The sequence below is a fragment of the Pacificispira sp. genome, assembly GCF_965228185.1.
Classification (GTDB): Bacteria; Pseudomonadota; Alphaproteobacteria; order UBA8366; family Aestuariispiraceae; genus Pacificispira.
This window is the reverse complement of sequence record NZ_CBDDHE010000008.1, coordinates 90,732-115,292: the sequence shown is the minus strand read 5'-3', so window position 1 is coordinate 115,292 and position 24,561 is coordinate 90,732. Positions and strand designations below refer to the sequence as shown.

Below are 24,561 nucleotides of genomic sequence, written 5' to 3'. Positions count from 1 at the left end.
GGTATGAGTGACATTCAGGCGACCCGCATCCACCACAACATCGACCGCCATCTGGCGGAACGCCCGGACAATCCCGCCGTGATCGATTTTGACGGCCGGCGCCTGTCTTATCGCGATTACGCTGCCGCCGTGACGCAGGCCGAGGCCGTGCTGAGCGAGGCCGGGGTCGTCGCCGGTGACCGGGTCCTGATCGTGGCCGAGAACAGCCTTGCGGCCATCGCCTTCGTTTTTGCCTGCAGCCGCCTCGACGCTTGGGCCGTGCCCGCCAACGCGCGTATGACGGCGGCGGAACTGGAACGTATCCGCCAGCATGCGACGCCTCGTGCCGTCGTTTATACGGTCAAGGCCTCGCCGGACGCGGCCGAGCATGCCAAAGCCGATGCTGCCCAAGACCAGGACGGGGCGTTCGGCACGGTCGGGTTTTCGACACCCTTCGACAGCGCGCCGCAGCCGGTGGAACCGGGACTCGCTCAGGTTGGGGTCGTCCTTTATACGACCGGCACGACCGGCGCGCCCAAAGGCGTGATGCTGACCCACGGCAATCTATTGTTTGCCGGCAAGTCGTCGGCGGAACTGCGCGACATGACCCCGACGGATACGGTCTATGGCGCCTTGCCGATGACCCATGTCTTCGGTTTGGCCTCCATGGTCGTCGCTGCCAGCCATGGCGGGGCCTGCATTCGCCTGCAACCCCGGTTCAGTGCCGAGGCCCTGTATAACGCCCTGCGCGAGGATGTGACGATCCTGCCTGCCGTGCCGCAGATGCATGCCCATCTGATGCATTATACGAAGGCGCAGGGCTATACGCGGCTGGAAGGCAGCGGGCTGCGCTACGTCTCGTCGGGCGCCGCGCCGTTGGACCCGGCCTGGAAGCGCAGCGCCGAGGCCTTCTATGGCATCCCCTTGCAGAACGGCTATGGCATGACGGAAACCACGGCCGGGGTCTGCGCGACGCGCAATGCGATCGGCAATCCGGATGTCAGCGTCGGCTATGCCCTGCCGGGTGTCGATATCAAGCTGGACGAGGCGATCGGCGGTCAGAATGACGGTGTCGGCGAGATCCTGACCCGGGGCCCGCATATCATGAGGGGCTATTTCCGGAACCCGGAAGAAACCGCAAAAGTGCTGCTGCCCGACGGGTACCTGCGCACCGGCGATCTGGGGAAGTTCGACGAGAACGGCATGCTGCACATCGTCGGCCGGTCAAAGGAACTGATCATCCGGTCCGGTTTCAACGTCTATCCGCAGGAGGTGGAGAAGGCGTTGAACGACCATCCGTCCGTCGTTCTGGCCGCCGTGATCGGCCGCACGGTCGAGGGCGGGAACGAGGAAGTGCTGGCCTTTGTCCAGGTCGCCGATCCCGCCGCCGTGACGGAGGACGAGTTGAAGACCCATGTGGCCGGCAGCCTGTCCAGCTACAAGCGGCCGTCGAAGATCGTCATCACCGACCGGCTGCCGGCCGCCGCCACCGGCAAGATCCTGAAGAACCGCCTGATCGAGACCTTCCGGGATCGTCTCTAGGCTCTGAAGGGCGGAAATCGCGCACCTGTCGCAGCCAGCACTTAACCTGTCGCGTTACAGAAATCCCAGACCCCCGGCCGGGCGCAAAGTCCGGGCGCTTGTGGTGCCGTTCCGCCGTTCGCGGCGTGACGGAGAATTGGGAAGCCGGTGAGATCCCGGCACTGCCCCCGCAACGGTAAGAAGGGTTGAAGCGCGGCGAATGCCATTGGGAAGCAATGTCCCGAGAAGGCGCCGCGTTCGGCTAGCACCTCCCTTCGAGTCCGGAAACCAGCCCAGGCAAGACTGCTCTTGGATCGCGGGTGGCGATCACGAGGTGCCTTTCCTTCCGTCCGCCGCCGATTGCCGGAGCGGGGAAGGGATGTCCTCTTGAGAACACCAGCGACCATACCAACCGCGCCGCCGGATGCGGCGCATGACTGAGGAGATTCGGTATGGACGCATCTTACCGTGTGCAAGGCCTGCTGGCCGCCCGTCGGCCCGGCTATTCCCTGGCGCAGGAATTCTATGGCGACCGCGCGGTTTTCGATTTGGAAATGGACACCCTGTTCCTGAACGAATGGCTGTTCGCGGGGCATGGCTGCGAGATTCCGGAGGTTGGGGATTACACCACCTACCGGGTCGGCCGGGCCGAGGCGATCATCCTGCGCGGTGCCGATGGCGAGATCCGCGCCTTCCACAATGCCTGCCGCCATCGCGGTTCGCGTATCTGCCAATCGGCGCAGGGTAATGCCGCGCGGCTGGTCTGTCCCTATCACCAATGGACCTACGACCTGGAAGGCAAGCTGCTGTTCGCCCGCGAGATGGGCCAGGATTTCGATCCCAACGCGTTCAAGCTGAAGCCGGTCGCCTGCGAAAGCGTCGGCGGCTATCTCTTCGTCAATTTCAGCGATGCGCCGCCCGATTTCGCCCCGGTCCGCGCGCGGATCGAACCCTATATGCTGCCGCACCGGTTGGAGTATACCAAGGTCGCGCATAAGACGACGATTGTCGAAAAAGGCAATTGGAAGCTGGTCTGGGAAAACAACCGCGAATGCTATCACTGTTCCGGGTCCCATCCGGAACTGTGCCGCACCTTCACCGACGCGCCGACCATCACCGGGGTCGAACAGACCGGCGGCGACAATTTCCTACAGGATCATTGGAACCGCTGCGAGGCCGCCGGCCTGCCCAGCCAATTCTATCTGGACGACAGCGGCCAGTACCGCGTCATGCGCGTGCCGTTGCTGCGCGATACCGAAAGCTTCACCATGTCCGGCAAACCGGCCTGTTCCAAACCGCTGGGCGCGATTCGGGAAGAGCGCATCGGCTCCATGCTGTTGTTCCACTATCCCAGCAGCTGGAACCATCTGCTGCGCGATCACGCGATCTCCTTCCACGTCAATCCGATCGGCCCGCAGGAGACGGAGGTCACGACCCGCTGGTTGGTGCGCAAGGACGCGGTCGAAGGCGTGGATTATGACCTGAAGACGCTGACCGAAGTTTGGGACGCGACCAACGACCAGGACCGGATGCTGGTCGAACAGAACCAGTTGGGGGTGAACTCCCCGGCCTATGAACCCGGCCCCTATTCGCCGATCCATGAAACCGGCGTGCGCCAGTTCACCGACTGGTATTGCGATGCGATGACCCGGCAGCTTGGCGCCTTCGCGCCGGCCGCAGCGGCGGAGTGACGGGAATGCGGCTGACCCAATTCAAGGCTCTGGACGAACGGACCTATTGGACCGACGCGAAGGAACTGGAATGCATGATGATCATTCCGGAAGCGCCGGATGTGACCTCTTTCTGTTTCAAGACGGCGGACGATAGCTGGTTCCGCTATCTGCCCGGCCAGTTCATCACGCTGGAATTGCCGGTCGGGCCGGAGCCATTGTTGCGCACCTATACCCTGTCCTCCTCGCCGTCGCGGCCGCTGTCGATCTCGGTCACGGTCAAGGCGCAGAAGGACAGTATCGGATCGCGCTGGATGCTGGAGAATGTGAAGGTCGGCGACCGGCTGCGCGCCTATGGGCCGGGCGGCATCTTCACCTTCATGCAGTATCCGGCGGACAAATATCTGTTCATTTCCGCTGGGTCCGGCGTGACGCCGATGATGTCGATGACGCGCTGGCTGTTCGATAATGGCGAGCATACGGATATCGCGCTGATTTCCTGCGCCCGCCGCCCGTCGGAACTGATCTTCGAACCCGAACTGCGCCGCATGGCCCAGCGCGTGCCGGACATCAAACTGTCCTTCGTGGTGGAGGAGGACGATCCGTTCTCCGCCTGGGCCGGGTACCGGGGCCGGTTGAACCAGCTGATGCTGGAACTGATGGCGCCGGACTATATGGAGCGGGAAATCTTCTGCTGCGGGCCGGAACCCTTCATGAAAACGGTGCGCGATGTCCTGAACGCCGCCGGATTCGAAATGGCGCATTACCATGAGGAAAGCTTCCACGCGCCGATCCGGACCGAAGATCAACGCCCGGAACACGACGATATCGTATTGGACGAAACTGCCGGCGCGATGATCCGGTTCGCCGCGTCGGGTCTGGACGCGATGTGCAGCGAAACCGACACCATTCTTCAGGTCGCCAAGGCGCAGGGCCTGAACATTCCGTCGGCCTGTCAGTTCGGCGTTTGCGGTACCTGCAAGGTCCGCAAGACATCGGGCGAGGTCCACATGATCCATAATGGCGGGATCACCGACAAGGAGATCGCCGACGGCATGGTGCTGGCCTGTTGTTCCAACCCGATCGGCAGGGTCGAGATCGAAATCTGAATTCGTTCGGAGTGATGACAGCCCGGTGATTGACTTAAATCCGGGCGGCTTGCTATCTAAAGCCGCGCGCGGAACCGCGCGAATACGGTCATTTTCAAAGAGATAGAATCCGAGGCGGTCTTTCCGGCCGCCGCATCATTCCTAGCGAACGCGGAAAGAGATTGAATGGCTTACGATCCCAGCCTGGTTGAGCCGAAGTGGCAGCGCTTTTGGGAAGAGAACGAGACCTTCAAGGTCGAGGTCGATACGTCCAAGCAGAAGCTCTATGTCCTGGACATGTTTCCCTATCCGTCCGGGGCGGGTCTGCATGTCGGTCACCCGGAAGGATACACGGCCACCGACATCGTCTGCCGCTACAAGCGCATGCAGGGATTCAACGTTCTGCACCCGATGGGCTGGGACGCCTATGGCCTGCCCGCCGAACGCTATGCGATGCGCACCGGGGTTCATCCGTCGGTTACGACCAAGGCGAATATCGACACCTTCCGCGCCCAGATCAAACGCCTCGGTTTCTCCTATGACTGGAGCCGAGAATTCTCGACGACCGATCCGGATTACGTTCGCTGGACCCAGTGGATTTTCCTGAAGCTCTATGAGCGCGGCTTGGCCTATCAGGCCGAGATCCCGGTGAACTGGTGCCCGGCCCAGGGCACGGTCCTGGCCAATGAAGAGGTCAAGGACGGCAAATATGTCGAAACCGGCGATCCGGTCGAACGCCGCCTGATGCGCCAATGGATGCTGCGCATCACCAAATACGGCGACCGCCTGCTGGAAGATTTGGAAGAGCTGGATTGGCCGGAAGGCATCAAGGCGATGCAACGCAATTGGATCGGCCGGTCCGAAGGTGCGCAGGTCACTTTCCCGGTGGCCGACAGCGACAAGAGCTTCGAAATCTACACGACCCGGCCGGATACGCTGTTCGGGGCGACCTATTGCGTTCTGTCGCCGGAACATCCGCTGGTCGACGGCATTACGACGGACGGTCAGCGCGCCGCCGTCGACGCCTATCGCGACCAGGCGTCGAAGATGAGCGAGCTGCAGCGCACGGAACTGGCCAAGGACAAGACCGGCGTCTTTACCGGCGCCTATGCGGTCAATCCGGTAAACGGCGACAAGCTGCCGATCTGGGTCGCCGATTACGTCATGATGTCCTATGGCACCGGCGCGATCATGGCCGTCCCCGCTCATGACGAACGCGATCACGAATTCGCCCGCAAGTTCGACCTGCCGATCGTGCAGGTGATCAAGCCGGCCGAAGAGGTCGATATTCAGAAGGAAGCCTATGCCGGCGACGGCGTCGCGATGAATTCCGGCTTCCTGGACGGTCTGGGCGTCGACGAGGCGAAAAAGAAGATCATCGCCTTCCTGGAAGAGAAGGGCGTCGGCCAGGGCCGCATTCAATACCGCCTGCGCGACTGGCTGTTCTCGCGCCAGCGCTATTGGGGCGAACCGATTCCGGTCCTGCGCAAATCCGATGGCGATATCGTGCCGCTGCCGGAAGACAGCCTACCGGTCCTGCCGCCAGCGCTGGACGATTACCGCCCGACCGACAATGGTGAGCCGCCGCTGGCGCGCGCCACGGATTGGGTCAATGTCACCGATCCGGAGTCGGGCGAGCCAATGCTGCGGGAAACCAATACGATGCCGCAATGGGCCGGGTCGTGCTGGTACTATCTGCGCTTCATCGATCCGAAGAACGACGAATGCTTCGTCGATCCGGAAAAGGAAAAGTACTGGATGCCCGTCGACCTCTATGTCGGCGGCGCGGAACATGCGGTCCTGCACCTGCTCTACGCCCGGTTCTGGCACAAGGTTCTCTATGACATCGGCGCGGTGTCGACCAAGGAACCGTTCCGGAAACTGTTCAACCAGGGCATGATCCTGGCCTATTCCTATCGCGATGCGCAGGGCAAGTACTACGAGCCCGAGAAGGTGCAGCAGGTCGACGGCAAGCAGATGGTCGGCGACGTCGAAGTGACCTCGCAGATCGAGAAGATGTCGAAGTCGCGCCTGAACGTCGTCAATCCGGACGATGTCGTGCGGGAATTCGGTGCCGATTCCATGCGCCTCTATGAAATGTTCATGGGCCCGCTCGACGTCACCAAGCCGTGGCAGACATCGGGCGTCGCCGGAGTGCGCCGCTTCCTGAATCGGTCCTGGCGGATCGTCTGCGACGAGGACGATGTTCTGGACGCCGCCCGTATCGTGGATGAAGAGCCGAGCCTGGAACTGAACGGGTTCCTGCATCGGACGATTGCGGGCGTCACGGACGATCTGGACGGGCTGCGCTTCAACACCGCGATCGCCAAGCTGATGGAACTGGTCAACGAGCTGACGCCGATGGAGCGCCGTCCGCGTTCTGTGGTGGAAAGCTTCGTTCTGCTGCTGTCGCCCTTTGCGCCGCATCTGGCCGAAGACCTTTGGCAGAAGCTGGGCCATGACGACACGCTGGCCTATGAGACTTGGCCCGTGGCCGATCCGGCGATCCTGGCCGCGGCGGCGGAGCAGCAGAAGAAAGAGTATCCGGTTCAGGTCAACGGCAAGCTGCGCGCCCGCGTGATGGCCGATCCGAACCTGGATAAGGACGGTCTGCTGGCGGCGGTGAAGGCCGATCCGGCGGTTCAGGAATACCTGGCCGGCAAGGAAATCGTGAAAGAAATCGCCGTGCCGGGCCGTCTGGTGAATTTCGTCGTAAAGGGCTGACCGGTCTAGGCGCCCGGACGGCTGAATTGCAGTTCGGCCAGCCGGGCGTAAAGCGGGCTGGATTTCAGCAATTCGTCATGGGTGCCGGTCGCGACGATCCGGCCCCGGTCCATCACGGCGATCCGGTCGGCATTGACCACGGTCGCCAGCCGATGGGCGATGATCAGGGTCGTCCGCCCCTGCATCAGCCGCTCCAGCGCGTCCTGGACCAGCCGTTCATTGGCCGAATCCAGCGCGCTGGTCGCCTCGTCCAACAGCAGAACCGACGGATCGCGCAGGATCGCCCGGGCGATGGACAGGCGCTGTTTCTGACCGCCGGACAAGCGGGTGCCCTTTTCGCCCAGGAACGTGTCATAGCCTTCGGGCAGTTCGGACAGGAAGTCATGCGCCGCCGCGTCCCTGGCGGCGGCTTCTACCGCCGTATCGTCCGCATCCGGGCGGCCATAGCGGATGTTTTCGCGCCCCGACGTGCCGAAGACGACCGGGTCCTGCGGCACCAGGGCCATGCGCGCACGGATCGCCGACGGATCCGCCAGCGAAAGGTCGACACCGTCCAGCCGCACCTTGCCGTGGCGCGGGTCGTAGAACCGCAGCAGCAGTTGAAACACGGTGGACTTGCCCGCGCCCGAGGGGCCGACCAGCGCGACAGTCTCTCCCGGTGCGACGGTCAGTGAGAAGTCCTCCAATGCCGCCATATCCGGTCGGGACGGATAGCGGAAGGACACGTTCTCGAAGCGGATTTCGCCGACCGGCGGCTGCGGCAGGGTCGCCGGGTCGTCCGGAGGCTGGATCGCGGGTTCGGATTCCAGCAACTCGATCAGCCTTTCGGTCGCCCCGGCGGCACGAAGCAGCTCGCCGTAGACTTCGGAAATGATGCCGACCGAAAAGGCGACCAGCGTTGCGTAGAAGACGAAGGCCGCCAGCTCGCCGCCGGATATCGTGCCCGCCAGGACGTCGTTGCCGCCGACCCACAGAATGACCCCAATGGAGGTGAAAACCAGAAGGATCACGGTCGCCGTCAGCAAGCCGCGCAGCCGCGTGCGGCGGATCGCCGTGTCGAAGGCGTTGTGGACATCCTCCGCAAATCGGACGCGGTCGCGGTCCTCATGGGTGAAGGCCTGAACCGTTCGGATCGCGTTCAGGCTTTCTTCCGCATAGGCCCCGACATCGGCGACCCGGTCCTGGCTGTCGCGGGACAGTTTCCGGACCCGCCGCCCGATCAACAGGATCGGCGCGACGACGACCGGGACGACCAGCAGGACAAGCGCGGTCAGTTTCGGATTGGTCACCGCCATCATCACAACGCCGCCGATCATGATCAGAAGGTTGCGCAAGGCCATGGAGGCGCTGGACCCGATAATTGACTGCAGCAAGGTCGTGTCGGTGGTCAGGCGGGACAGGATCTCGCCGGTCTTGGTGACCTCGAAGAAGCCGGGATCGAGCCGCAGGACCCGGTCGAAGACCGCGTTGCGCAGATCGGCCACCACCCGTTCGCCCAGCCAGGTGACCAGATAGAATCGGCAATAGGTCCCGATGGCCATCAGGACGGACAGGCCGATCAGGAAGGCCAGCGCATTGTCCAGCGCCGCCGGGTCGCCGTCGGCGAACCCGCTGTCGACCAGACCGCGCAAGCCCTGGCCCAGTGCTAGGACGGTGCCAGCCGTGACCGTCAGGGCAATTGTCGCCAGCACGACACGGGTCCGGTAGGGCGCCAGAAAAGACAGGGCGCGGCGCAGCGATTTGATATCGCGCCCCTTGGGCCGGTCGGGTCCGACGTCTCTCGCCAATGGTTTTCTCCGGACTTGGTGTTTGATTGGGTGCAGTAGCGCGGGTGCCGGTCGAAAGGAAAGGCTGTTTTCGAGAGGCGGCGGGATGGACTAGGGTTCTGCCGTTGTGTTTTCAAAGGACATGGTGTGATGAGCGACCCGCTGCCAGAAATTCTTGCCGCCGAAATGGACCTCCCCTGCGGCGATGTTCAGGAGACGGCGGGCTTTTTCACCGAGCAATTGGGCTTCCTGCTGCACACCATCTATCCGGCCGATGATCCCGCCGTCGCCGTTATCTCGGGCTATGGCGTGCGCCTGCGCCTTGTGCGCGGGTTGCAGGCCGACCCGGGAACCTTGCGTCTCCTCGGTCCGGCGGATCGTGCGCCTTTGACCGCGCCGAATGGCACGCAGGTCCAATTCGGCCCGGCGGATCCCTGGCCGGACATTCCGGATGGTCGGCAATCCTTCTGTTACATGCCGCCACCCGGCCAGGACGGCTGGGGGCAGGGACGGGCCGGGATGCAGTACCGCGATCTGATCCCCGATCGATGGGGCGGGCGTTTCATCGCCTCGCATATCCGCATCCCGACCGGCGGGCCGGTGCCGGACTATGTGCATTTCCACAAGGTCCGGTTCCAGATGATCTTCTGTTACAAGGGATGGGTCCGGCTGGTCTACGAGGATCAGGGGGAACCCTTCGTCATGAAGGCGGGCGATTGCGTGCTGCAGCCGCCGGAGATCCGCCACCGCGTGCTGGAAGCGTCAGACGGGTTGGAAGTCGTGGAGATCGGTTGTCCGGCCGATCACCCGACCCATGTCGACCATATCCTGCCGCTGCCGACGGACTATCTGCGTCCCGAAAGAGACTTCAATGGTCAGGCTTTCGTGTTCCACCAGGCGGCCAAGGCGGATTGGGTCCCCTGGACCGCGCCGGGGTTTGAAGCGCGGGACCTGGGGATTGCCGCAGCGACAGATGGGCTGGCAACGGTCCGGGTCGTGCGCCGTGCCGCCGGCGAACCCGGCCGGATCGAAAGCGCCCCGGAATTCCATTTCCTGTTCGGCCTGCGCGGGACCGGCCGGTTGATGGTCGAGGGGCAGGATCCGGTAACGCTGAACGAGGGCGCATCCGTCGCGATTCCGGGCGAGCTGGCGGTCGATTTCGATTCTGCCGCGCCTTTCGAGTTTCTCGAAGTTCTACTCTAGAGTCTGGGATGGATGGTCCGGGACAGGACGGCCAACAAACCCAGGATCAGCGCCAGAACCAGATAGACGATCTGAATCGGCAGGAAGATCAGCAGGATCGCGAACAAAATGGCGTGGCTGATTTCCGCCACGTCGCGATAGGTCGTGAAGGCCGGCGTCATCTCGGTCCGCCTGCTGGGCCGGCAGGCGCGGAAGAACAGGGCGTTGCCGTAGCCGTCATTCACCGACATGGCCAGCGCCGCCATCATGATGCCGGCGGCGCCCAAAAGCGGCAGGCCCGCAAAGCCCCAGGCCGCGAGGCAGCCTAAGGCTGCGAAGCCGAAGGACAGGGAGGCGATTGCGCGAATGCCGAATCGCCGTGCCAGCCAGCCCCAGACCGGCATTGCCATCATCCATCCTGCGCCGAGCGACAGCAAAACGCCCGCCGCGACCTCCCCCAGCCCGGTATTCACCGCATAGATTGGGGTGTAGATGAAGAAACTCATCCAGAAGAAGCCGCGCCCGGACGCGTTCAGCCAGGCATGCAGCAGCCGACGGTCGCTGAGGAAGACACCCAGATTGGCGAGGGGACTGTTGAACGTGCGATTCGCCGTCGGGCGCACGCCTGGGGCGGACTTGAAGCGCAGTGCCCAGAACAGCAGCATCAGCGCCAGCATCGATCCGGCACTGAAATAATAGGGCGCGGCCGAGGACACGAATTGCGCCAGGCCGACCCCGATCATCGGTCCGACGAACCAGCCGATGCCCAGCGACAGCATGCGCATAGGCTCCGACCGGCCCAGATCGCCGCGCCGGACGTAATCCATGACGAAAAGGTTGAGGCAGACGCTGACCAGGGCGACACCCAGGGCCCGCAGCACGAAACCCAGGACCTGGGTCGAGGCGAGGTCCAGTGCAAACATCACCGCCGCCAGGGCCCCGCCGATGCAAGACAGGCTCAACAGGCTGGCGCGGCCGAAGCGCCGGGCCAGATAGGGGGCGGAGAAAACGGCGGGGATCGCAACGGCTGACCCGGCCAGGACGCAGAGGCTGACCGCCTCGTCCGATCCCAACAGCCGCACGGTATCGATCGGCAGCACGGCCGACGCCGTACCGCGCGCCAGCGCCTCCAGACCGAACAGGATTGCGATCGTTTCCGCGCCCGGCGACTTGATGCGCCTTAGCCAGACCGCGTCCATGGATGCCGCCAAGAACCCTACCCCACATAAATTCCGTGCCGCAGTTTGGACCCGCGCGGCGGGGTATGGAAAGACCCCGCGTAACGGTTCTGAAACCGGCGAATAATGATGCGTCAAGATGCGCCATGCGGCCCGGGGCCGAGTCTTGTTGCACCCTTCCGACCCTTATGCTACACCCCGCGCGTCCTCGGGGGGCGTTGCAGCAAGAAAAAGCCGGTATACGGCGGGTTTCAGCGCACTTTGACGGGCCCATATTCCGGTCGTCTCCGGGGTGTGGATCGACGACACGGACGGCAACGATTAATATCGAGGGGTCTCCCAACCGTGGCAGCCAAAGGTGGCGTGAACGAAATCGCCGATCGATACGCGAAAGCGCTGTTCGATCTGGCCGATGAAGGCAAACAACTGGACGCCGTGGCGGACGATCTCCGTACGCTTGGCGCTCTGCTCGATCAATCCGAAGATCTCCAGCGTCTCGTGCGCAGCCCGGTAATCAGCCGTGCCGATCAAGGCAAGGCGATGGCGGCGGTGCTGGACAAGGCCGGTTGCGGGGAACTGACCCGCAAATTCGTGGGCTATGTCGCCGCGAACCGCCGGTTGTCCGCGCTGAAAGCGATCTCAAAGGCGTATCTCTCCGAACTGGCCGCGCGCCGGGGCGAGATCACTGCCGAAGTCTCCTCCGCGAAGACGCTCAGCGATGCGCAGATCGCCGCGGTTGAAGACGCGCTCAAGAAAGCCGTGGGCGGCAAGGTTGCCGTCTCGCACAAAGTGGATCCGTCGTTGATCGGCGGTCTTATCGTCAAAGTCGGCAGCCGGATGATCGATACGTCGGTCGCCACCAAGCTGCAGCGCTTGAAGCTTGCGATGAAGGGAGCTTAAGAGATGGAACTCCGGGCCGCGGAAATTTCCGCAATTCTGAAGGACCAGATCGCGAATTTCGGCACCGAAGCCGATGTCGCGGAAGTCGGGCAGGTCATCTCCGTCGGTGACGGGGTCGCTCGCGTCTATGGGCTGGACAACGTCCAGGCCGGTGAGATGGTCGAGTTCCCCGGCGGCATTAAGGGCATGGCGCTGAACCTGGAAACCGACAATGTCGGCGTCGTGATCTTCGGTTCCGACCGTGAGATCAAAGAAGGCGACACCGTCAAGCGCACGGGCACCATCGTGGACGTGCCGGTCGGCAAGGGCCTGCTGGGACGCGTTGTCGACGGCCTCGGCAACCCGATCGACGGCAAAGGCCCGATCGAAAGCGACGAACGCGCGCTGGCCGAAGTCAAGGCGCCGGGCATCATTCCGCGTAAGTCGGTGCACGAGCCGGTGCAGACCGGTCTGAAGGCGCTCGACGCGCTGGTTCCGATCGGCCGTGGCCAGCGTGAGCTGGTCATTGGTGACCGTCAGACGGGCAAGACCGCCGTTATCGTCGACACGATCCTGAACCAGAAGCCGATCAATGCCGGCAACGACGAGAAGAAGAAACTCTTCTGCATCTACGTCGCCATCGGTCAGAAACGCTCCACCGTCGCGCAGGTCGTGAAGACCCTCACCGACATGGGTGCCATGGAATACACCGTCGTCGTCGCCGCCACGGCGTCCGATCCGGCGCCGCTGCAGTTCCTGGCCCCGTATACCGGTTGCGCCATGGGCGAGTACTTCCGTGACAACGGCATGCACGCGGTCATTTTCTACGACGATCTGTCGAAGCAGGCCACGGCCTACCGCCAGATGTCGCTGCTGCTGCGCCGCCCGCCGGGCCGTGAAGCCTATCCGGGTGACGTGTTCTACATTCACTCGCGCCTGCTGGAACGCGCCGCGAAGATGAATGACGAGCTCGGTGCGGGTTCGTTGACGGCACTGCCGGTCATCGAAACCCAGGCGAACGACGTGTCGGCCTATATTCCGACCAACGTGATCTCGATTACCGACGGTCAGATCTTCCTGGAAACCAGCCTGTTCTATAAGGGTATCCGCCCGGCCATTAACGTCGGTCTGTCGGTTAGCCGCGTCGGCTCCGCCGCCCAGACGAAGGCGATGAAGAAGGTCGCGGGCTCGATCAAACTGGAACTGGCCCAGTATCGCGAGATGGAAGCTTTCGCCCAGTTCGCGTCGGACCTCGATGCCTCGACCCAGCGTCTGTTGGCCCGTGGTGCCCGTCTGACGGAGCTGCTGAAGCAGCCGCAGTACCAGCCGCTGAAAGTGTCCGAACAGGTACTGGCGATCTATGCCGGTACCAAAGGGTACCTGGACAAGATCGCTGTCGGCGACGTCAACCGCTACGAATCGAAGCTGCTGGAGCATGCCCGATCCGAGCACAAGGCGACGCTGGACAAGATCGAAGACACCGGCGTTCTGGACGAGGACACGGAAAAGGCGCTCGTGTCCATCCTGGACGGGTTCGCGAAGACCTTCGCCTGATTGGCGAAGGTCTGACGACCCAAACGGAAACGAAACGCTTCTATCGGGATAGGACATGCCGTCTCTCAAGGATCTAAAGACCCGCATCTCGAGTGTCCAGTCGACCCGCCGCATCACTTCCGCGATGAAGATGGTGGCGGCGGCGAAGCTGAAGCGCGCTCAGGAAGCGGCCGAAGCCGCCCGGCCTTATGCCGAGCGGATGGAACGGATGCTGGGGTCGCTGGCCGCCGGCGTCTCCACCGACAGTGCGCCGAAGCTGCTGGCGGGCACCGGTGACGACCAGACCCATCTGATCGTTGTCATGTCCTCCGACCGCGGCCTCTGCGGCGGGTTCAACGGGTCGATCATCCGCGCCGTCAAAAAGCGCATCGACCAGCTGACCTCCCAGGGCAAAACGGTCAAGCTGATCGCGACCGGCCGTAAGGGCGTCTCGCTGCTGCGCCGCGAACACCGCGACAAGCTGGTTCACGGCTTCGAAGAACTGGTCAAGCCGTATCCGGCCTTCGATCAGGCCGATGCCGTGGTCGACAAGATCGTCACCATGTTCGAAGCCGGTGAGTTCGACGTCTGCACGCTGTACTACAACAAGTTCATTTCCGCCCTGACGCAGGAAGTGACGCCGTTGCAGTTGATCCCCTTCGCCAGCGCCACCGAGGCCGAGGGCGACGAGGAAGCCTCCGATCTGGGAGGCGCGCAGTATGAGTTTGAGCCCGACGAGGAAGCCATCCTGAAGGCGCTGCTGCCGAAGAACCTGTCGGTTCAGGTGTTCCGCAGCATGCTGGAAAGCTTCGCCTCCGAACAGGGCGCCCGGATGACGGCCATGGACAACGCGACGCGGAACGCGGGCGATATGATCAACTCGCTCAGCATCACGTATAACCGCGCCCGCCAGGCCATGATTACCAAAGAACTGATCGAAATTATCTCGGGCGCCGAGGCGCTCTAACAGATTAAGTCCGAGACAGGAGCAACCGCGATGAGCAACACCACCGGCAAGATTACCCAGGTTCTGGGCGCTGTCGTCGACGTTCAGTTCGACGGCGACCTGCCGCCGATCCTGAACTCCCTGCACACCAAGATCGGCGATCGTACGCTGGTCCTCGAAGTGGCGCAGCACCTCGGTGAAAACACCGTCCGGACGATCGCCATGGACACGACCGAAGGTCTGGTCCGCGGTCAGGAAGTCGTCGACACGGGCGACGCCATTCAGGTCCCGGTCGGTCCGGAAACCCTGGGCCGCATCATGAACGTCATCGGCGAGCCGGTCGACGAGCGCGGTCCGGTCAAGGCCAAGTCGACCTACCCGATCCACCGTCCGGCTCCGGAATATGTCGACCAGGCGACGGAAACCGAACAGCTCGTCACCGGCATTAAGGTCGTCGATCTGCTGACCCCGTATCCGAAGGGCGGTAAGATCGGCCTGTTCGGCGGCGCGGGCGTCGGCAAGACCGTGCTGATCATGGAGCTGATCAACAACATCGCGAAGGGTCACGGCGGTTACTCCGTGTTCGCCGGCGTCGGCGAGCGTACCCGCGAAGGGAACGACCTGTACCACGAAATGATCGAATCCGGGGTTATCGACCTGGAAGGCGACTCCAAGGTGGCGCTGGTCTATGGCCAGATGAACGAGCCGCCGGGCGCCCGTTCCCGCGTTGCCCTGACCGGTCTGACCCAGGCGGAATACTTCCGCGATGAAGAGGGCCAGGACGTGCTGTTCTTCGTCGACAACATCTTCCGCTTCACCCAGGCCGGTTCCGAAGTGTCCGCCCTGCTGGGCCGTATCCCGTCCGCGGTGGGCTATCAGCCGACCCTGGGTACGGATATGGGCGCGATGCAGGAACGCATCACCTCGACCAAGAAGGGCTCGATCACGTCCGTGCAGGCCGTGTACGTCCCGGCGGATGACTTGACCGACCCGGCGCCGGCCACGACCTTCGCGCACTTGGACGCCACGACGGTTCTGTCGCGCTCCATCGCGGAGCTGGGCATCTACCCGGCGGTGGATCCGCTCGACTCGACCTCTCGCATCCTGGATGCCTCGACGGTCGGTGAGCGCCACTACAAGGTCGCGCGCCGCGTTCAGGAAACGCTGCAGCAGTACAAGGGGCTGCAGGAAATCATCGCGATCCTGGGCATGGACGAGCTGTCGGAAGAAGACAAGCTGGTCGTCGCCCGCGCCCGTAAGATCCAGCGCTTCCTGTCGCAGCCGTTCCACGTCGCCGAAGTCTTCACCGGTTCGCCGGGCAAGTTCGTCGAACTGGAAGACACGATCAAAGGCTTCGAGGAAATCGTCGACGGCAAGCACGACGATCTGCCGGAAGCGGCCTTCTACATGGTCGGCAGCATCGAAGAAGCGATCGAAAAAGCGAAGAAGATGGCGGCTGAAGCGGCCTAATGGACCGTACCGTAACGCCAATTCTTACGCAGGAGTCAGACTATGTCGGATAAGGTGGCCTTCGAACTCGTCTCCCCGGAGAAGCTTCTGTTCTCCGGTGAGGTCGACATGGTGGTCCTGCCGGCCGCCGACGGGGATATGGGCGTCCTGCCCGGCCACGCGCCGGTCATCGCCACGATCCGTCCGGGCACGATCTGCATTTATGAAGGCGGGTCGGTGACGGAACGCCTGTTCGTTGCCGGTGGCTTCGTCGAAGTGACGCAGGAACGGTGCACGGTTCTGGCCGACACGGCGACGCCGGTCGAAAAGATCGATGCCGCGGCGGCGCAGACCGAAGCCAAGGACCTGAGCGAAGACGTAAGTCACGCCAAGACCGAGGATGAGAAGGCCAAGGCCGAACTCGCCCTCGCGATTGCGGAAGCCAAGGTTCAGGCGGCGCAGAACCCGGCCTACAAGTAAGTTTCTTCCGTTTGGAAGTTGCCGAGCGGCCCGCCATTGGCGGGCCGTTTTGCATTTCAACCGCTGCACCAATCCTTCAAACATCCGTAACGGTGGTGCCATCTTGTGCCGCTAACTTTCCTCTTCGTGGGACTAGGCCGTCGCGCTGCGCGCCGGCCGGTGGGCTTCCACATTCGCAAATCCCAAGAGGAACCAGATGGCGGCTCAGGAAGACCTTTCGCAATCCTTGTCGAACGCGGATAGCCCGATTGTAGTCAGCGGCCCGCCGCGGTCCGGCACAACGCTCTTCATGGCCTATCTTGACGGTCACAGCGACGGTTTCTGGCTGCCGGACGAGGGGTTCTTTTTCGAGCATCTGGAACTGATGGGGGCCGATCGCCAGGACCTGCTGATTGAGGCGGCAACGGCGGATCTGGAAGCGTGTATAGAAGGTCTGAGAGACCGGTCCATCATGCCGATGCTGCATCGTCCCATCGTCGATTTCCCGTCCCTCGATCTGGGGTGGAGCGATCAGCGGTTCCGCTCGGCCTTGAAACTGGACGACGTGTCGGACCTGCGGACGCTCTGGACCCGGCTTGTCGATGCCTACCGTGCCGGGTTGAATGCGCAAGGGGGCTTTCGCACGATCGTCAAAGCGGCGGATTTCGGGCGATCCGTGTTCGGTGCCCTGCGTTACTTCCCGGAGGCGCGCGGGATCGTCGTGGTGCGCGACCCGATCGAAATGCTGAACAGCCTGAAACGGTATCGCGAGAGGGGCGGGGCCCGCCGTCTGACTTGGCCGACCCTGGCGCAGACGATCCGGGAGATGAACGAACTGGCCCGGTCCGTCGACACCCTTTCCGAAGCGGAGAGTGAGCGTCTGACCGTTGTGCGGTACGAGGATCTGATGGCGAACCCGGAATCCGTGATGCGGCGCGTCGGCGAAAGAGTGGGGCTGACCTGGCAACCGACCTTGGCCGTCCCGACGATGCTTGGGAAGCCCTGGGCCGGCAATTCAAGCTTCGCCGAACAGGCCGGCACCGATGCTGTGCCGGAAAATCGTCCGGTTACCCTGAAGCCCTGGGAACGGGATTTAGCAAATAAGCACTTGGACGGCTTCCGGCAAACATTCGGGTATTCCCACTGAGTATCTCCGGTAATCGACCGGAAATGGTTCCTGCCCGGCGCCAATCGCGATAGAGATTTCTCTGAGCGATAAGCGTCGGAGGGGTCACCGTGAAGATTGTTGAAGCCCGCTTGTACCGTCAATGGCAGCCATTCGCCGACGGGCCCTATACCTGCCGGGGCCAGACGGAGGAGGGATTCGACAGTTGCATCGTCGCTCTGTCGGCCGAGGATGGGACGGTTGGCTGGGGTGAAGCCGCCCCTTTGGGGGCCTTCTACGCCGAAGCTTTTCCGGAAGCGATGGCGGCAGGCATACAGCGTCTTCTGCCTAAAGTGATCGGCTTGTCAGCGACTGCCCCGGCGCGGCTGTCGGACGTCCTGAACGAGGCGATGCTCGGGCAGCCGGCCGTCAAATCGGCCATCGACATGGCCGCATGGGATCTGGCGTCGAAACTGGCCGGTGTGTCCATGGCGGATTTTCTGGGAGGGATGAGCGACGGCCCCATCCATCTCTATCGCTCCGTCAGCCAGGACGATCCCGCTACCATGGCCGCAAAGGCGATGGAGTTCGTGGAACGCGACTATCGGCGGCTGCAGGTGAAGGTCGGCGCGGACCCGTTGGAGGATGTAGAGCGCATGCGGGCGGTGCGCGCCGCGGTGCCGGACAATGTGCCGCTCTATGCCGACGCCAATGGCGGATGGCTGGTGGAGGATGCGCTCCGTTTCGTCGATATGACCCGGGACATCGACTATCGGCTGGAACAGCCCTGTATGACCCATGCGGAGAATATGCAGGTCGCCCGACGATGCGCCAAGCCGATGGTCCTGGATGAAGGCGTTTCCGGTTTCCAGGATCTGCTGGCGGCGCATCAGGACGGCATCGTTTCAGGCGTGACCCTCAAGATTGCCAGGATCGGCGGTGTGACTAGGACGTGCTTGATCCGCGATGCCGCCATCGCCCTGGGCCTCTCTGTCACGATCGAGGATACTGGGGGAAGTACAATCAACACCGCGGCGACGGCCCAATTGATGGCATCGACCCCCGTTCGAAATCGCGCCCATACCGTCGATTTCATGAATTGGGTGACCGTCCAGAATGCGCAAGATATGCCGCAGACCCGAGACGGAATGTTGTTGGTGCCTGACGGGCCCGGTCTTGGCATCCGGGTGGATCCGGCGCTACTCGGTGAACCTGTATTTCGGACGGAGGGGTGACCTTGGACAAAGAAGCCGCGATTCTGCGATACTGTGCAGCCTGGGACGAACCGGATCTCGCTCGTCGTGCCGATCTGTTGGGACCGATCTGGGATGAACAGGCTGTGTACTGCGATCCGACGGTGATTTTGTCCGGGCCGGAAGCCTTGATCGCCCATATCGATGCGATTCGTGCTGCATTTCCGAATTCCAGATTGGAACTGACCAGCGGCATCGACATTCATCACGACGTTGCCCGTTTTGGATGGCGCCGGGTTTTCGACGACGGCACGGTCCGACCGGATAGCGTCGATTTCGTCGAATTCGGTGATGGCGCGGCGTTACGGAAGGTCGTGGGCTTCTTCGGACCCTTACCCGATCTCGCGAATCAGGACGCGTAACGGGACCTTCATCCCGGTACCGGTTCCTGGGAAGAGAACCTGATGGAAGGGGATGTCCTGCCGTCGCCCGGCGAAGTGACCGTGACCACCGCCGACGGCCGGGAGAATTGCGAATACGACATCCGCACGAAGTTCGCGGATGGGGCGTTCTACGAAGACTACAATCTGGATCTCTGCGAAATGGGTGAATACGTCTTCCGGTGATCCCGTCCTGCATATAGCGGGAGCCGCACGGACCGTGCCGACGGCTCCCGTTATCTTGCCGCGGTCAGAAAATCTCGAAAACCTGCCCGGTCTGAAGACCCTCCACGCTTTTGGCGTAGCCCAGAGCCGCGCGGGCGCCCGGCACCGGTTGATGGCCTCGGAAATAGGGACCATAGCCTTCCATGGATTCGACAAGAACGCCGGGGCTGACCGCGTTGATCCGCATGCCGTTTCCGAATTCGGTCGCCGCCGCCCGGGTGAAGGCCTCCAGCGCGCCGTTCACCATGGAGGCCGAACTGCCATAGCGGATCGGATCGTGGGTCAGGATGCCCGTCGTCAGCGTGAAGGATGCTTTCGGCGCGACGTGATGACGGCCGATCAGCACCAGATTAACCTGGCCCATCAGCTTGTCGTCCAGGCCGATCCGGTAATCCGCATCTTCCATGTCCCAGAAATCGGCGAATTTGACGCCGCCCGCCGTGGAAACGACGGCATCGACCGCGCCGATTTTTTCAAAGGCCGCCTTGATGCTGGCAGCGTCCGTCATATCCAGCACGACGTCGCCACCGGACCGGCCGGCCGTGATGATGTCATGACGCGCGCCCAGTTCGGCCGCCACTGCCTGGCCAATGGTGCCCGACGCGCCGACGAGTAGAATTTTCATGGTTCCATATCCTTCCGACATTCTGCGGTTCGTGATGACGGGTATATGGCGGTGACCCTATTGTTCTGATAAGTATGTTAATTCTGAACAACACGTTTGAAATTCCGAACAATGCCCAATCTGCTCAGCGAGATGCGCAGTTTCGCCCTGGTGGTCGAGCATGGCGGTTTCTCCGCCGCGGCACGCTCCGCCGGCGTCTCCAAGGCGCGGCTCAGTCAGCATGTCAGCCGGTTGGAGGAGGCGGTCGGCGCCCAGCTTCTCCACCGTTCCACCCGCAGCATGAGCCTGACCCGTGCCGGGGAAGTGATGCTGACCCATGGCCGTCAGATCCTGACCGCGCAGGATGACGCGTTCGATGCGGTGGCGGCCCTATCGGCGCTGCCCGAGGGGCCGGTCGGAATCACGGTGCCGGTCTCGTTCGGGGAAATGTTTCTGACCGATATCACGGCAGCGTTCCGGGCGCTCTATCCGGATGTCACGATTCGGCTGGACCTGGAGAACCGGTATCAGGATCTGAAGACGGCCGAGGCCGATATCGCGATCCGCGCGGGCCTGTCCGACGATCCCGATCAGGTCGCAATTCCTCTCGGCGAGTATACCGAACTCACCTGCGCCGCACCGGCCTATCTGGCCGCCGATGGCCGCGCGCCTGTAAGCGTGCCGAGGGATCTGGAACGCCATGCCTGCCTGGTCAATCATCATTCCTGTCCGGATGGCCGCTGGACCTATTTCCAAGGGGACAGCGCCTATTCCGTTCGCGTCCCGGCGACGTTGAGTCTGAACCATTTTCCCTTGATCCGGAATGCGGCCGTCGCCGGGCAGGGGGTTGCGCGCCTGCCGCGCTATCTGGCCGTGCCGGAGATCGCGGCGGGCCGGCTGGTGGAGGTGCTGACGGAATACCGCTCCCCCGCCAGCCCGATCTATCTGGTCTATATCCGCGAAAGCCGCCTGCCGCGCCGCGTGCGCCTGCTGGTCGATTTCATCCGCGATTGGTTCCGCGCCGCCCCGGAACTGCTGCTGCAAGGCCCCTCACCCGACCCTTCGGGCCACCCTCTCCCTGGGGGAGAGGGGTAACCCGGACGCGCTTTCGCGACTCCCTCGCGCTGGAGGGAAAGGGTCGGGGTGAGAGGGGATTTCGCCGCCGCGCGATCCTACAGGTTCTGCCCGCCGGACACTTCGATTCGCTGGCCGGTCATCCATTGGATCTCGCCGGTCAGCAGCGCGGCCATGGCCCCGCCGATATCGTCCGGTTGTCCGGCGCGGCCCATGGCGGTGGTGGCCGCGATGTACCGGTTCACCTCCGCATTGTCGCGGACCACGCCGCCGCCGAAATCCGTCTCGATGGCGCCGGGGGCGATGGCGTTGACCGCGATACCGCGCGGGCCCAGCTCTTTCGCCAGATAGCGGGTCAGGACTTCGACTGCGCCCTTCATGCTGGCATAGGCCGCATAGCCGGGCAGGGAGAACCGCGCCAGGCCTGACGACAGGGTGACGATCCGACCGCCATCGCGAATCATCGGCAACAGGGTCTGGGTCAGGAAGAAGACGCCCTTCACATGGACATTCATCAAGGCGTCGAACTCGTCCTCCGTCGTTTCCATGAACGGTTTGTGGATGCCGATCCCGGCATTGTTGACCAGGAAATCGATGCTCTTTCGGCCCCAATGGCGGACCAGTACGTCGCGCAGGCGTTCCGCGAAATCCGGGAAGGACGCGGTATCGGCCGTGTCGAGCCGCAGAATGGCGGCACTGGCCCCCAGTTTCAGGATTTCCGCCTGAACTTCCTGCGCCTCGGCTTCGTTGCTGCGATAGGTCAGGACGATGTGGATTCCCTTGCGGGCCAGGTGCAGGGCGGTGCTGCGACCAAGGCCGCGATTGCCGCCGGTGATCAGCGCGATCTTGTCGGACATGGTAAGGCTCCTTGATTTGGTTTCGATGAGCCTGAAATGCCTTCTGCACCGACCGTTCGCCTGCCGGTTCCTACGCAAGACTTGCCCAAAACTCCAAGAATCGCGAGTTAAGCCTGTCGGAACTGCGGTAAACTGGCCTATCGTTCCTCCGAAACTATGAAGGAAGCGGCGATTGTTAGAGGAGCTTGCGGAAACGGTGCGACGCTACGCGGATACCTGCGGTGCGCCGGAAACGCCCCACGATACGGATGTGCCGGGCCTGTCCCTGGTGCGTTGCCGCCGGCCAACGCCGATGGAAAGCGTACTGTACCGGCCGTTGGTCTGCGTCGTTCTGCAGGGCGCGAAGGAGACCGCCTTCGGGGCGCAGACCGTGCGCTTTGCGGAGGGCCAGTCGCTGATCGTCAGCCTCGACCTGCCGTCGCTGTCCCGCGTCGTGACGGCCAGTGCCGAACGGCCCTATCTGGCGCTCGCCCTGGAACTCGACATGGCCTTGATCCGCACGCTTAGCGCCGAGATGGAAGACGCCGCGGTGGAGCCGGACCCGGCCAGCGCGGTTGTCTCGGGGGAGGCGGATGGCGCCCTGGTCCGCGCCATGGGCCGCCTGTTCGAACTGACCACCGACCCCGTGGATCGGAAGATCCTGGCGGATCCCTATCGGCGAGAGGTGCATTTCCGCCTGTTGCAGGCCCGGCATGGCGCCATGCTGCGACGCCTGGCCCGACAGGACAGCCATGCCAGCCGCATCGCCCGTGCGGTCTCCCGCATCCGTCAGGATATCACCGCGCCGATCCGGATCTCCGACCTGTCCCGCCTGGCGGGGATGAGCCCGTCCAGCTTCCACGCCCATTTCAAGACCGTCACCGCGACGACCCCGCTGCAATATCAGAAAGACCTGCGCCTGCTGGAAGCCCGCCAGCGCCTGATCGCCACAACCCGCCCCGTCACCGAAATCGCCTATGCCGTCGGCTATGAAAGCCCGACCCAGTTCAGCCGGGAATATGCGCGGAAGTTTGGGGTTCCGCCCAGGGAGGAGCGGATGTCAGTCGACGCGTGAGGCCAATCGTTTCGGTGCGATCAACCGGTAGCTTCGTCGAACAATTTCCGCCACTTCCGACCAGTTGGGATCCTCGTCCAAGCGCATGCCGACCCAACCCTTGTGGCCGACATAGGGCGGGACGAAGAAGCGTTCCGGGTCGGCGGAAACCAGAACTTCCTGGCTGCCCGGCGGGGCCTTGCACCATACGGAGACGCGACCGTCGCCGCGCTTCTCCATCGCGAAAATCTTGTCCCGAACCCGGAAGGTCGGATCTCCCCAAGCCAGTTTCTCGCTGGCTTCGGGGAGGTCCAGACAGATTGCCCGAAGTTTTTGGGTTTCCGGGGCGTCCACGGTCTACCGCTTCACCAGCATCTCGCGCGGGTGGTTGGTCAGGCATTCAGCGGGGCCGGATTCCCGGATCAGGATGCTTTCGGTGATTTCCAGGCCCCAGTTTTCCATCCACAGGCCGGGCATGAAATGGAAGGTCATGCCGGGTTTCAGCTCGGTCTGGTCGGTTTCGCGGAAGCTGATGGTGCGCTCGCCCCAATCGGGCGGATAGGACAAGCCGATCGGATAGCCGCAGCGGGCGGAGCGTTCGATCTTGCCCTTCATGAGCTCGTCGGCCAGCGCGATGGCGACGTCGCAGGCGCGGTTGCCGGCGCGGGCGGCGTCAATCCCGGCTTCCAGCCCGGCCAGCAGCGCCTTCTCGGCGTCCAGCATGTATTGCGGCGGCTCGCCCAGGAAGACGGTGCGGCTCAGCGGCGCGTGATAGCGCTTATAGCAGCCCGCGATCTCAAAGAACGTGCCGGCGCCGGTCTGCATCGGCTGGTCGTCCCAGGTCAGATGCGGCGCGGCGGCATGCGGGCCGGTCGGCAGCAGCGGGACGATGGCGGGATAGTCGCCGCCAAACTCCTCCGTCCCCTCGATACCGGTCTTGAAGATGTCGGCGACGATATCGCATTTGCGCACGCCCGGCTCCATCCGCTGGGCGATCATGGTGTGCATCCGGCCGACAATGGTCGCGGCCTTGCGCATATATTCGATCTCGGTCGCGGATTTGATCCCACGCTGCCAGTTCACAAGGCCGGTCGCGTCGGTGAAGGACGCGTTCGGGAGGTTGGTCTGCAGCGAGGCATAGGCGGCGGCGGAGAAGTAGTAATTGTCCATCTCCACCCCGATGCGCAGCTTGTCCCAGCCGCGATCCTTGAACTTGTCCGACAGGTGATCCATCGGATGGCGTTCCGTCGACTGAACGTAGATGTCGGGATAGGGCAGGACGCATTCGTCGGGCATGTAGACCGTGCGAACTGCGCCGTTGCCGTCCTGGCCGCGCCCCCACCACAACGGCAAGCCGTCCGGCGGGACGATCACGCCCTGGTGGACATAGAAGGACCAGCCGTCATAGCCGGTCAGCCAGGCCATGTTCGACGGATCGGTGATGTAGAGAAGTTCGATGCCCTTCTCTTCCATGGACGCCCGCACCTTGGCGAGACGTTCGGCATATTCTTCGATGGTGAACGGCAGATCGGCAGCGGGCATCGCAAACTCCTCAATCACGAAGGGCAACCTGCAGGAATGCGCGAAGCGAACCACTTCGGCGCGAGGCAGATTGCATAGACCGCCGATGCGTGACAAGAGGCTGAGCGGCGGCCA

At 63.1% G+C, this 24,561-nt stretch carries 22 protein-coding genes and 1 riboswitch; of the genes, 16 read left to right on the top strand and 6 right to left on the bottom strand.

The window, feature by feature from the left end:
• Positions 1-3: 3 nt before the first annotated feature.
• The 4 genes from ACO06O_RS15205 to leuS all read left to right on the top strand — a co-directional run bounded on the left by ACO06O_RS15205 (position 4) and on the right by leuS (position 6,982).
• Positions 4-1,521 carry a class I adenylate-forming enzyme family protein gene (locus ACO06O_RS15205; protein WP_421881458.1) on the top strand — a complete coding sequence of 506 codons (1,518 nt, stop codon included), beginning with the start codon at positions 4-6 and terminating at the stop codon, positions 1,519-1,521.
• Between the two features lie 84 nt (positions 1,522-1,605).
• A riboswitch (cobalamin riboswitch) is annotated at positions 1,606-1,811 on the top strand.
• A 141-nt stretch (positions 1,812-1,952) separates the two neighbouring features.
• Positions 1,953-3,191: an aromatic ring-hydroxylating oxygenase subunit alpha gene (locus ACO06O_RS15200; RefSeq protein WP_421881455.1), complete on the top strand. Its 1,239-nt coding sequence runs from the start codon at positions 1,953-1,955 to the stop codon at positions 3,189-3,191.
• 5 nt (positions 3,192-3,196) lie between these two features.
• Positions 3,197-4,279: a 2Fe-2S iron-sulfur cluster-binding protein gene (locus ACO06O_RS15195; RefSeq protein ID WP_421881452.1), complete on the top strand. Its 1,083-nt coding sequence runs from the start codon at positions 3,197-3,199 to the stop codon at positions 4,277-4,279.
• A gap of 165 nt (positions 4,280-4,444) precedes the next feature.
• The gene (gene leuS, locus ACO06O_RS15190; RefSeq protein WP_421881449.1) at positions 4,445-6,982 is read left to right on the top strand and encodes a leucine--tRNA ligase; all 2,538 of its coding nucleotides are present in this window, start codon (positions 4,445-4,447) and stop codon (positions 6,980-6,982) included.
• Positions 6,983-6,987: 5 nt separating this feature from the next.
• On the opposite strand, the gene ACO06O_RS15185 is transcribed toward leuS, so the two are convergent.
• On the bottom strand, positions 6,988-8,769 hold the full coding sequence (locus ACO06O_RS15185) for an ABC transporter transmembrane domain-containing protein (protein WP_421881446.1): 1,782 nt from the start codon (positions 8,767-8,769) through the stop codon (positions 6,988-6,990).
• 129 nt (positions 8,770-8,898) lie between these two features.
• On the opposite strand from ACO06O_RS15185, the gene ACO06O_RS15180 reads away from it, so the two are divergent.
• Entirely contained in the window at positions 8,899-9,951 is a 1,053-nt protein-coding gene (locus ACO06O_RS15180) for a cupin domain-containing protein (protein ID WP_421881443.1), read from the top strand.
• Here the strand turns inward: ACO06O_RS15180 and ACO06O_RS15175 are convergent.
• Entirely contained in the window at positions 9,948-11,141 is a 1,194-nt protein-coding gene (locus ACO06O_RS15175) for an MFS transporter (RefSeq protein ID WP_421881440.1), read from the bottom strand. The two genes, ACO06O_RS15180 and ACO06O_RS15175, sit on opposite strands and share 4 nt — an antisense overlap.
• Before the next feature lie 312 nt (positions 11,142-11,453).
• Here ACO06O_RS15175 and ACO06O_RS15170 point away from each other — a divergent pair, with 312 nt between their 5' ends.
• From ACO06O_RS15170 to ACO06O_RS15130, 9 genes are all read left to right on the top strand, one after another.
• The gene (locus ACO06O_RS15170; protein WP_420418383.1) at positions 11,454-12,008 is read left to right on the top strand and encodes a F0F1 ATP synthase subunit delta; all 555 of its coding nucleotides are present in this window, start codon (positions 11,454-11,456) and stop codon (positions 12,006-12,008) included.
• A 3-nt stretch (positions 12,009-12,011) separates the two neighbouring features.
• Complete coding sequence (atpA, locus tag ACO06O_RS15165) at positions 12,012-13,541, top strand: F0F1 ATP synthase subunit alpha (RefSeq protein WP_421881437.1); 1,530 nt, start codon at positions 12,012-12,014, stop codon at positions 13,539-13,541.
• Between the two features lie 55 nt (positions 13,542-13,596).
• Positions 13,597-14,487, top strand: a complete 891-nt coding sequence (locus ACO06O_RS15160; protein ID WP_421881434.1) for a F0F1 ATP synthase subunit gamma — start codon at positions 13,597-13,599, stop codon at positions 14,485-14,487.
• A gap of 30 nt (positions 14,488-14,517) precedes the next feature.
• Positions 14,518-15,936, top strand: a complete 1,419-nt coding sequence (gene atpD / locus ACO06O_RS15155; RefSeq protein WP_421881431.1) for a F0F1 ATP synthase subunit beta — start codon at positions 14,518-14,520, stop codon at positions 15,934-15,936.
• A gap of 42 nt (positions 15,937-15,978) precedes the next feature.
• Complete coding sequence (locus ACO06O_RS15150; protein ID WP_420418379.1) at positions 15,979-16,395, top strand: F0F1 ATP synthase subunit epsilon; 417 nt, start codon at positions 15,979-15,981, stop codon at positions 16,393-16,395.
• A gap of 196 nt (positions 16,396-16,591) precedes the next feature.
• The gene (locus tag ACO06O_RS15145; protein WP_421881428.1) at positions 16,592-17,521 is read left to right on the top strand and encodes a sulfotransferase family protein; all 930 of its coding nucleotides are present in this window, start codon (positions 16,592-16,594) and stop codon (positions 17,519-17,521) included.
• Positions 17,522-17,610: 89 nt separating this feature from the next.
• Positions 17,611-18,714 (top strand): mandelate racemase/muconate lactonizing enzyme family protein, encoded by a 1,104-nt coding sequence (locus tag ACO06O_RS15140; RefSeq protein ID WP_421881426.1) that lies wholly within the window; start codon positions 17,611-17,613, stop codon positions 18,712-18,714.
• 2 nt (positions 18,715-18,716) lie between these two features.
• Positions 18,717-19,094 (top strand): nuclear transport factor 2 family protein, encoded by a 378-nt coding sequence (locus ACO06O_RS15135; RefSeq protein ID WP_421881423.1) that lies wholly within the window; start codon positions 18,717-18,719, stop codon positions 19,092-19,094.
• 42 nt (positions 19,095-19,136) lie between these two features.
• Entirely contained in the window at positions 19,137-19,298 is a 162-nt protein-coding gene (locus tag ACO06O_RS15130; protein WP_421881419.1) for a hypothetical protein, read from the top strand.
• Positions 19,299-19,362: 64 nt separating this feature from the next.
• Here the strand turns inward: ACO06O_RS15130 and ACO06O_RS15125 are convergent, their stop codons facing one another.
• The gene (locus ACO06O_RS15125) at positions 19,363-19,962 is read right to left on the bottom strand and encodes a short chain dehydrogenase (RefSeq protein WP_421881416.1); all 600 of its coding nucleotides are present in this window, start codon (positions 19,960-19,962) and stop codon (positions 19,363-19,365) included.
• 111 nt (positions 19,963-20,073) lie between these two features.
• Between ACO06O_RS15125 and ACO06O_RS15120 the strand changes: the two genes are divergently transcribed.
• Positions 20,074-21,036: a LysR family transcriptional regulator gene (locus ACO06O_RS15120; RefSeq protein ID WP_421881412.1), complete on the top strand. Its 963-nt coding sequence runs from the start codon at positions 20,074-20,076 to the stop codon at positions 21,034-21,036.
• 77 nt (positions 21,037-21,113) lie between these two features.
• On the opposite strand, the gene ACO06O_RS15115 is transcribed toward ACO06O_RS15120, so the two are convergent.
• On the bottom strand, positions 21,114-21,872 hold the full coding sequence (locus ACO06O_RS15115; RefSeq protein ID WP_421881409.1) for an SDR family NAD(P)-dependent oxidoreductase: 759 nt from the start codon (positions 21,870-21,872) through the stop codon (positions 21,114-21,116).
• 172 nt (positions 21,873-22,044) lie between these two features.
• Between ACO06O_RS15115 and ACO06O_RS15110 the strand changes: the two genes are divergently transcribed.
• The gene (locus ACO06O_RS15110; RefSeq protein ID WP_421881406.1) at positions 22,045-22,926 is read left to right on the top strand and encodes an AraC family transcriptional regulator N-terminal domain-containing protein; all 882 of its coding nucleotides are present in this window, start codon (positions 22,045-22,047) and stop codon (positions 22,924-22,926) included.
• On the opposite strand, the gene ACO06O_RS15105 is transcribed toward ACO06O_RS15110, so the two are convergent.
• Both ACO06O_RS15105 and doeA read right to left on the bottom strand, forming a co-directional pair.
• Complete coding sequence (locus ACO06O_RS15105; protein WP_421881403.1) at positions 22,912-23,259, bottom strand: MmcQ/YjbR family DNA-binding protein; 348 nt, start codon at positions 23,257-23,259, stop codon at positions 22,912-22,914. The genes ACO06O_RS15110 and ACO06O_RS15105 overlap by 15 nt on opposite strands.
• A 3-nt stretch (positions 23,260-23,262) precedes the next feature.
• On the bottom strand, positions 23,263-24,447 hold the full coding sequence (gene doeA / locus ACO06O_RS15100; RefSeq protein WP_421881400.1) for an ectoine hydrolase DoeA: 1,185 nt from the start codon (positions 24,445-24,447) through the stop codon (positions 23,263-23,265).
• Positions 24,448-24,561: the final 114 nt, after the last annotated feature.

Excerpts from the sequence above, each read along its gene's own strand:
- ACO06O_RS15205 (WP_421881458.1), top strand. The coding sequence starts at position 4 with ATGAGTGACATTCAGGCGACCCGCATCCACCACAACATCGACCGCCAT.
- ACO06O_RS15200 (WP_421881455.1), top strand. The coding sequence starts at position 1,953 with ATGGACGCATCTTACCGTGTGCAAGGCCTGCTGGCCGCCCGTCGGCCC.
- ACO06O_RS15195 (WP_421881452.1), top strand. The coding sequence starts at position 3,197 with ATGCGGCTGACCCAATTCAAGGCTCTGGACGAACGGACCTATTGGACC.
- leuS (WP_421881449.1), top strand. The coding sequence starts at position 4,445 with ATGGCTTACGATCCCAGCCTGGTTGAGCCGAAGTGGCAGCGCTTTTGG.
- ACO06O_RS15180 (WP_421881443.1), top strand. The coding sequence starts at position 8,899 with ATGAGCGACCCGCTGCCAGAAATTCTTGCCGCCGAAATGGACCTCCCC.
- atpA (WP_421881437.1), top strand. The coding sequence starts at position 12,012 with ATGGAACTCCGGGCCGCGGAAATTTCCGCAATTCTGAAGGACCAGATC.
- ACO06O_RS15160 (WP_421881434.1), top strand. The coding sequence starts at position 13,597 with ATGCCGTCTCTCAAGGATCTAAAGACCCGCATCTCGAGTGTCCAGTCG.
- atpD (WP_421881431.1), top strand. The coding sequence starts at position 14,518 with ATGAGCAACACCACCGGCAAGATTACCCAGGTTCTGGGCGCTGTCGTC.
- ACO06O_RS15150 (WP_420418379.1), top strand. The coding sequence starts at position 15,979 with ATGTCGGATAAGGTGGCCTTCGAACTCGTCTCCCCGGAGAAGCTTCTG.
- ACO06O_RS15145 (WP_421881428.1), top strand. The coding sequence starts at position 16,592 with ATGGCGGCTCAGGAAGACCTTTCGCAATCCTTGTCGAACGCGGATAGC.
- ACO06O_RS15130 (WP_421881419.1), top strand. The coding sequence starts at position 19,137 with ATGGAAGGGGATGTCCTGCCGTCGCCCGGCGAAGTGACCGTGACCACC.
- ACO06O_RS15125 (WP_421881416.1), bottom strand. The coding sequence starts at position 19,962 with ATGAAAATTCTACTCGTCGGCGCGTCGGGCACCATTGGCCAGGCAGTG.
- ACO06O_RS15120 (WP_421881412.1), top strand. The coding sequence starts at position 20,074 with ATGCCCAATCTGCTCAGCGAGATGCGCAGTTTCGCCCTGGTGGTCGAG.
- ACO06O_RS15115 (WP_421881409.1), bottom strand. The coding sequence starts at position 21,872 with ATGTCCGACAAGATCGCGCTGATCACCGGCGGCAATCGCGGCCTTGGT.
- doeA (WP_421881400.1), bottom strand. The coding sequence starts at position 24,447 with ATGCCCGCTGCCGATCTGCCGTTCACCATCGAAGAATATGCCGAACGT.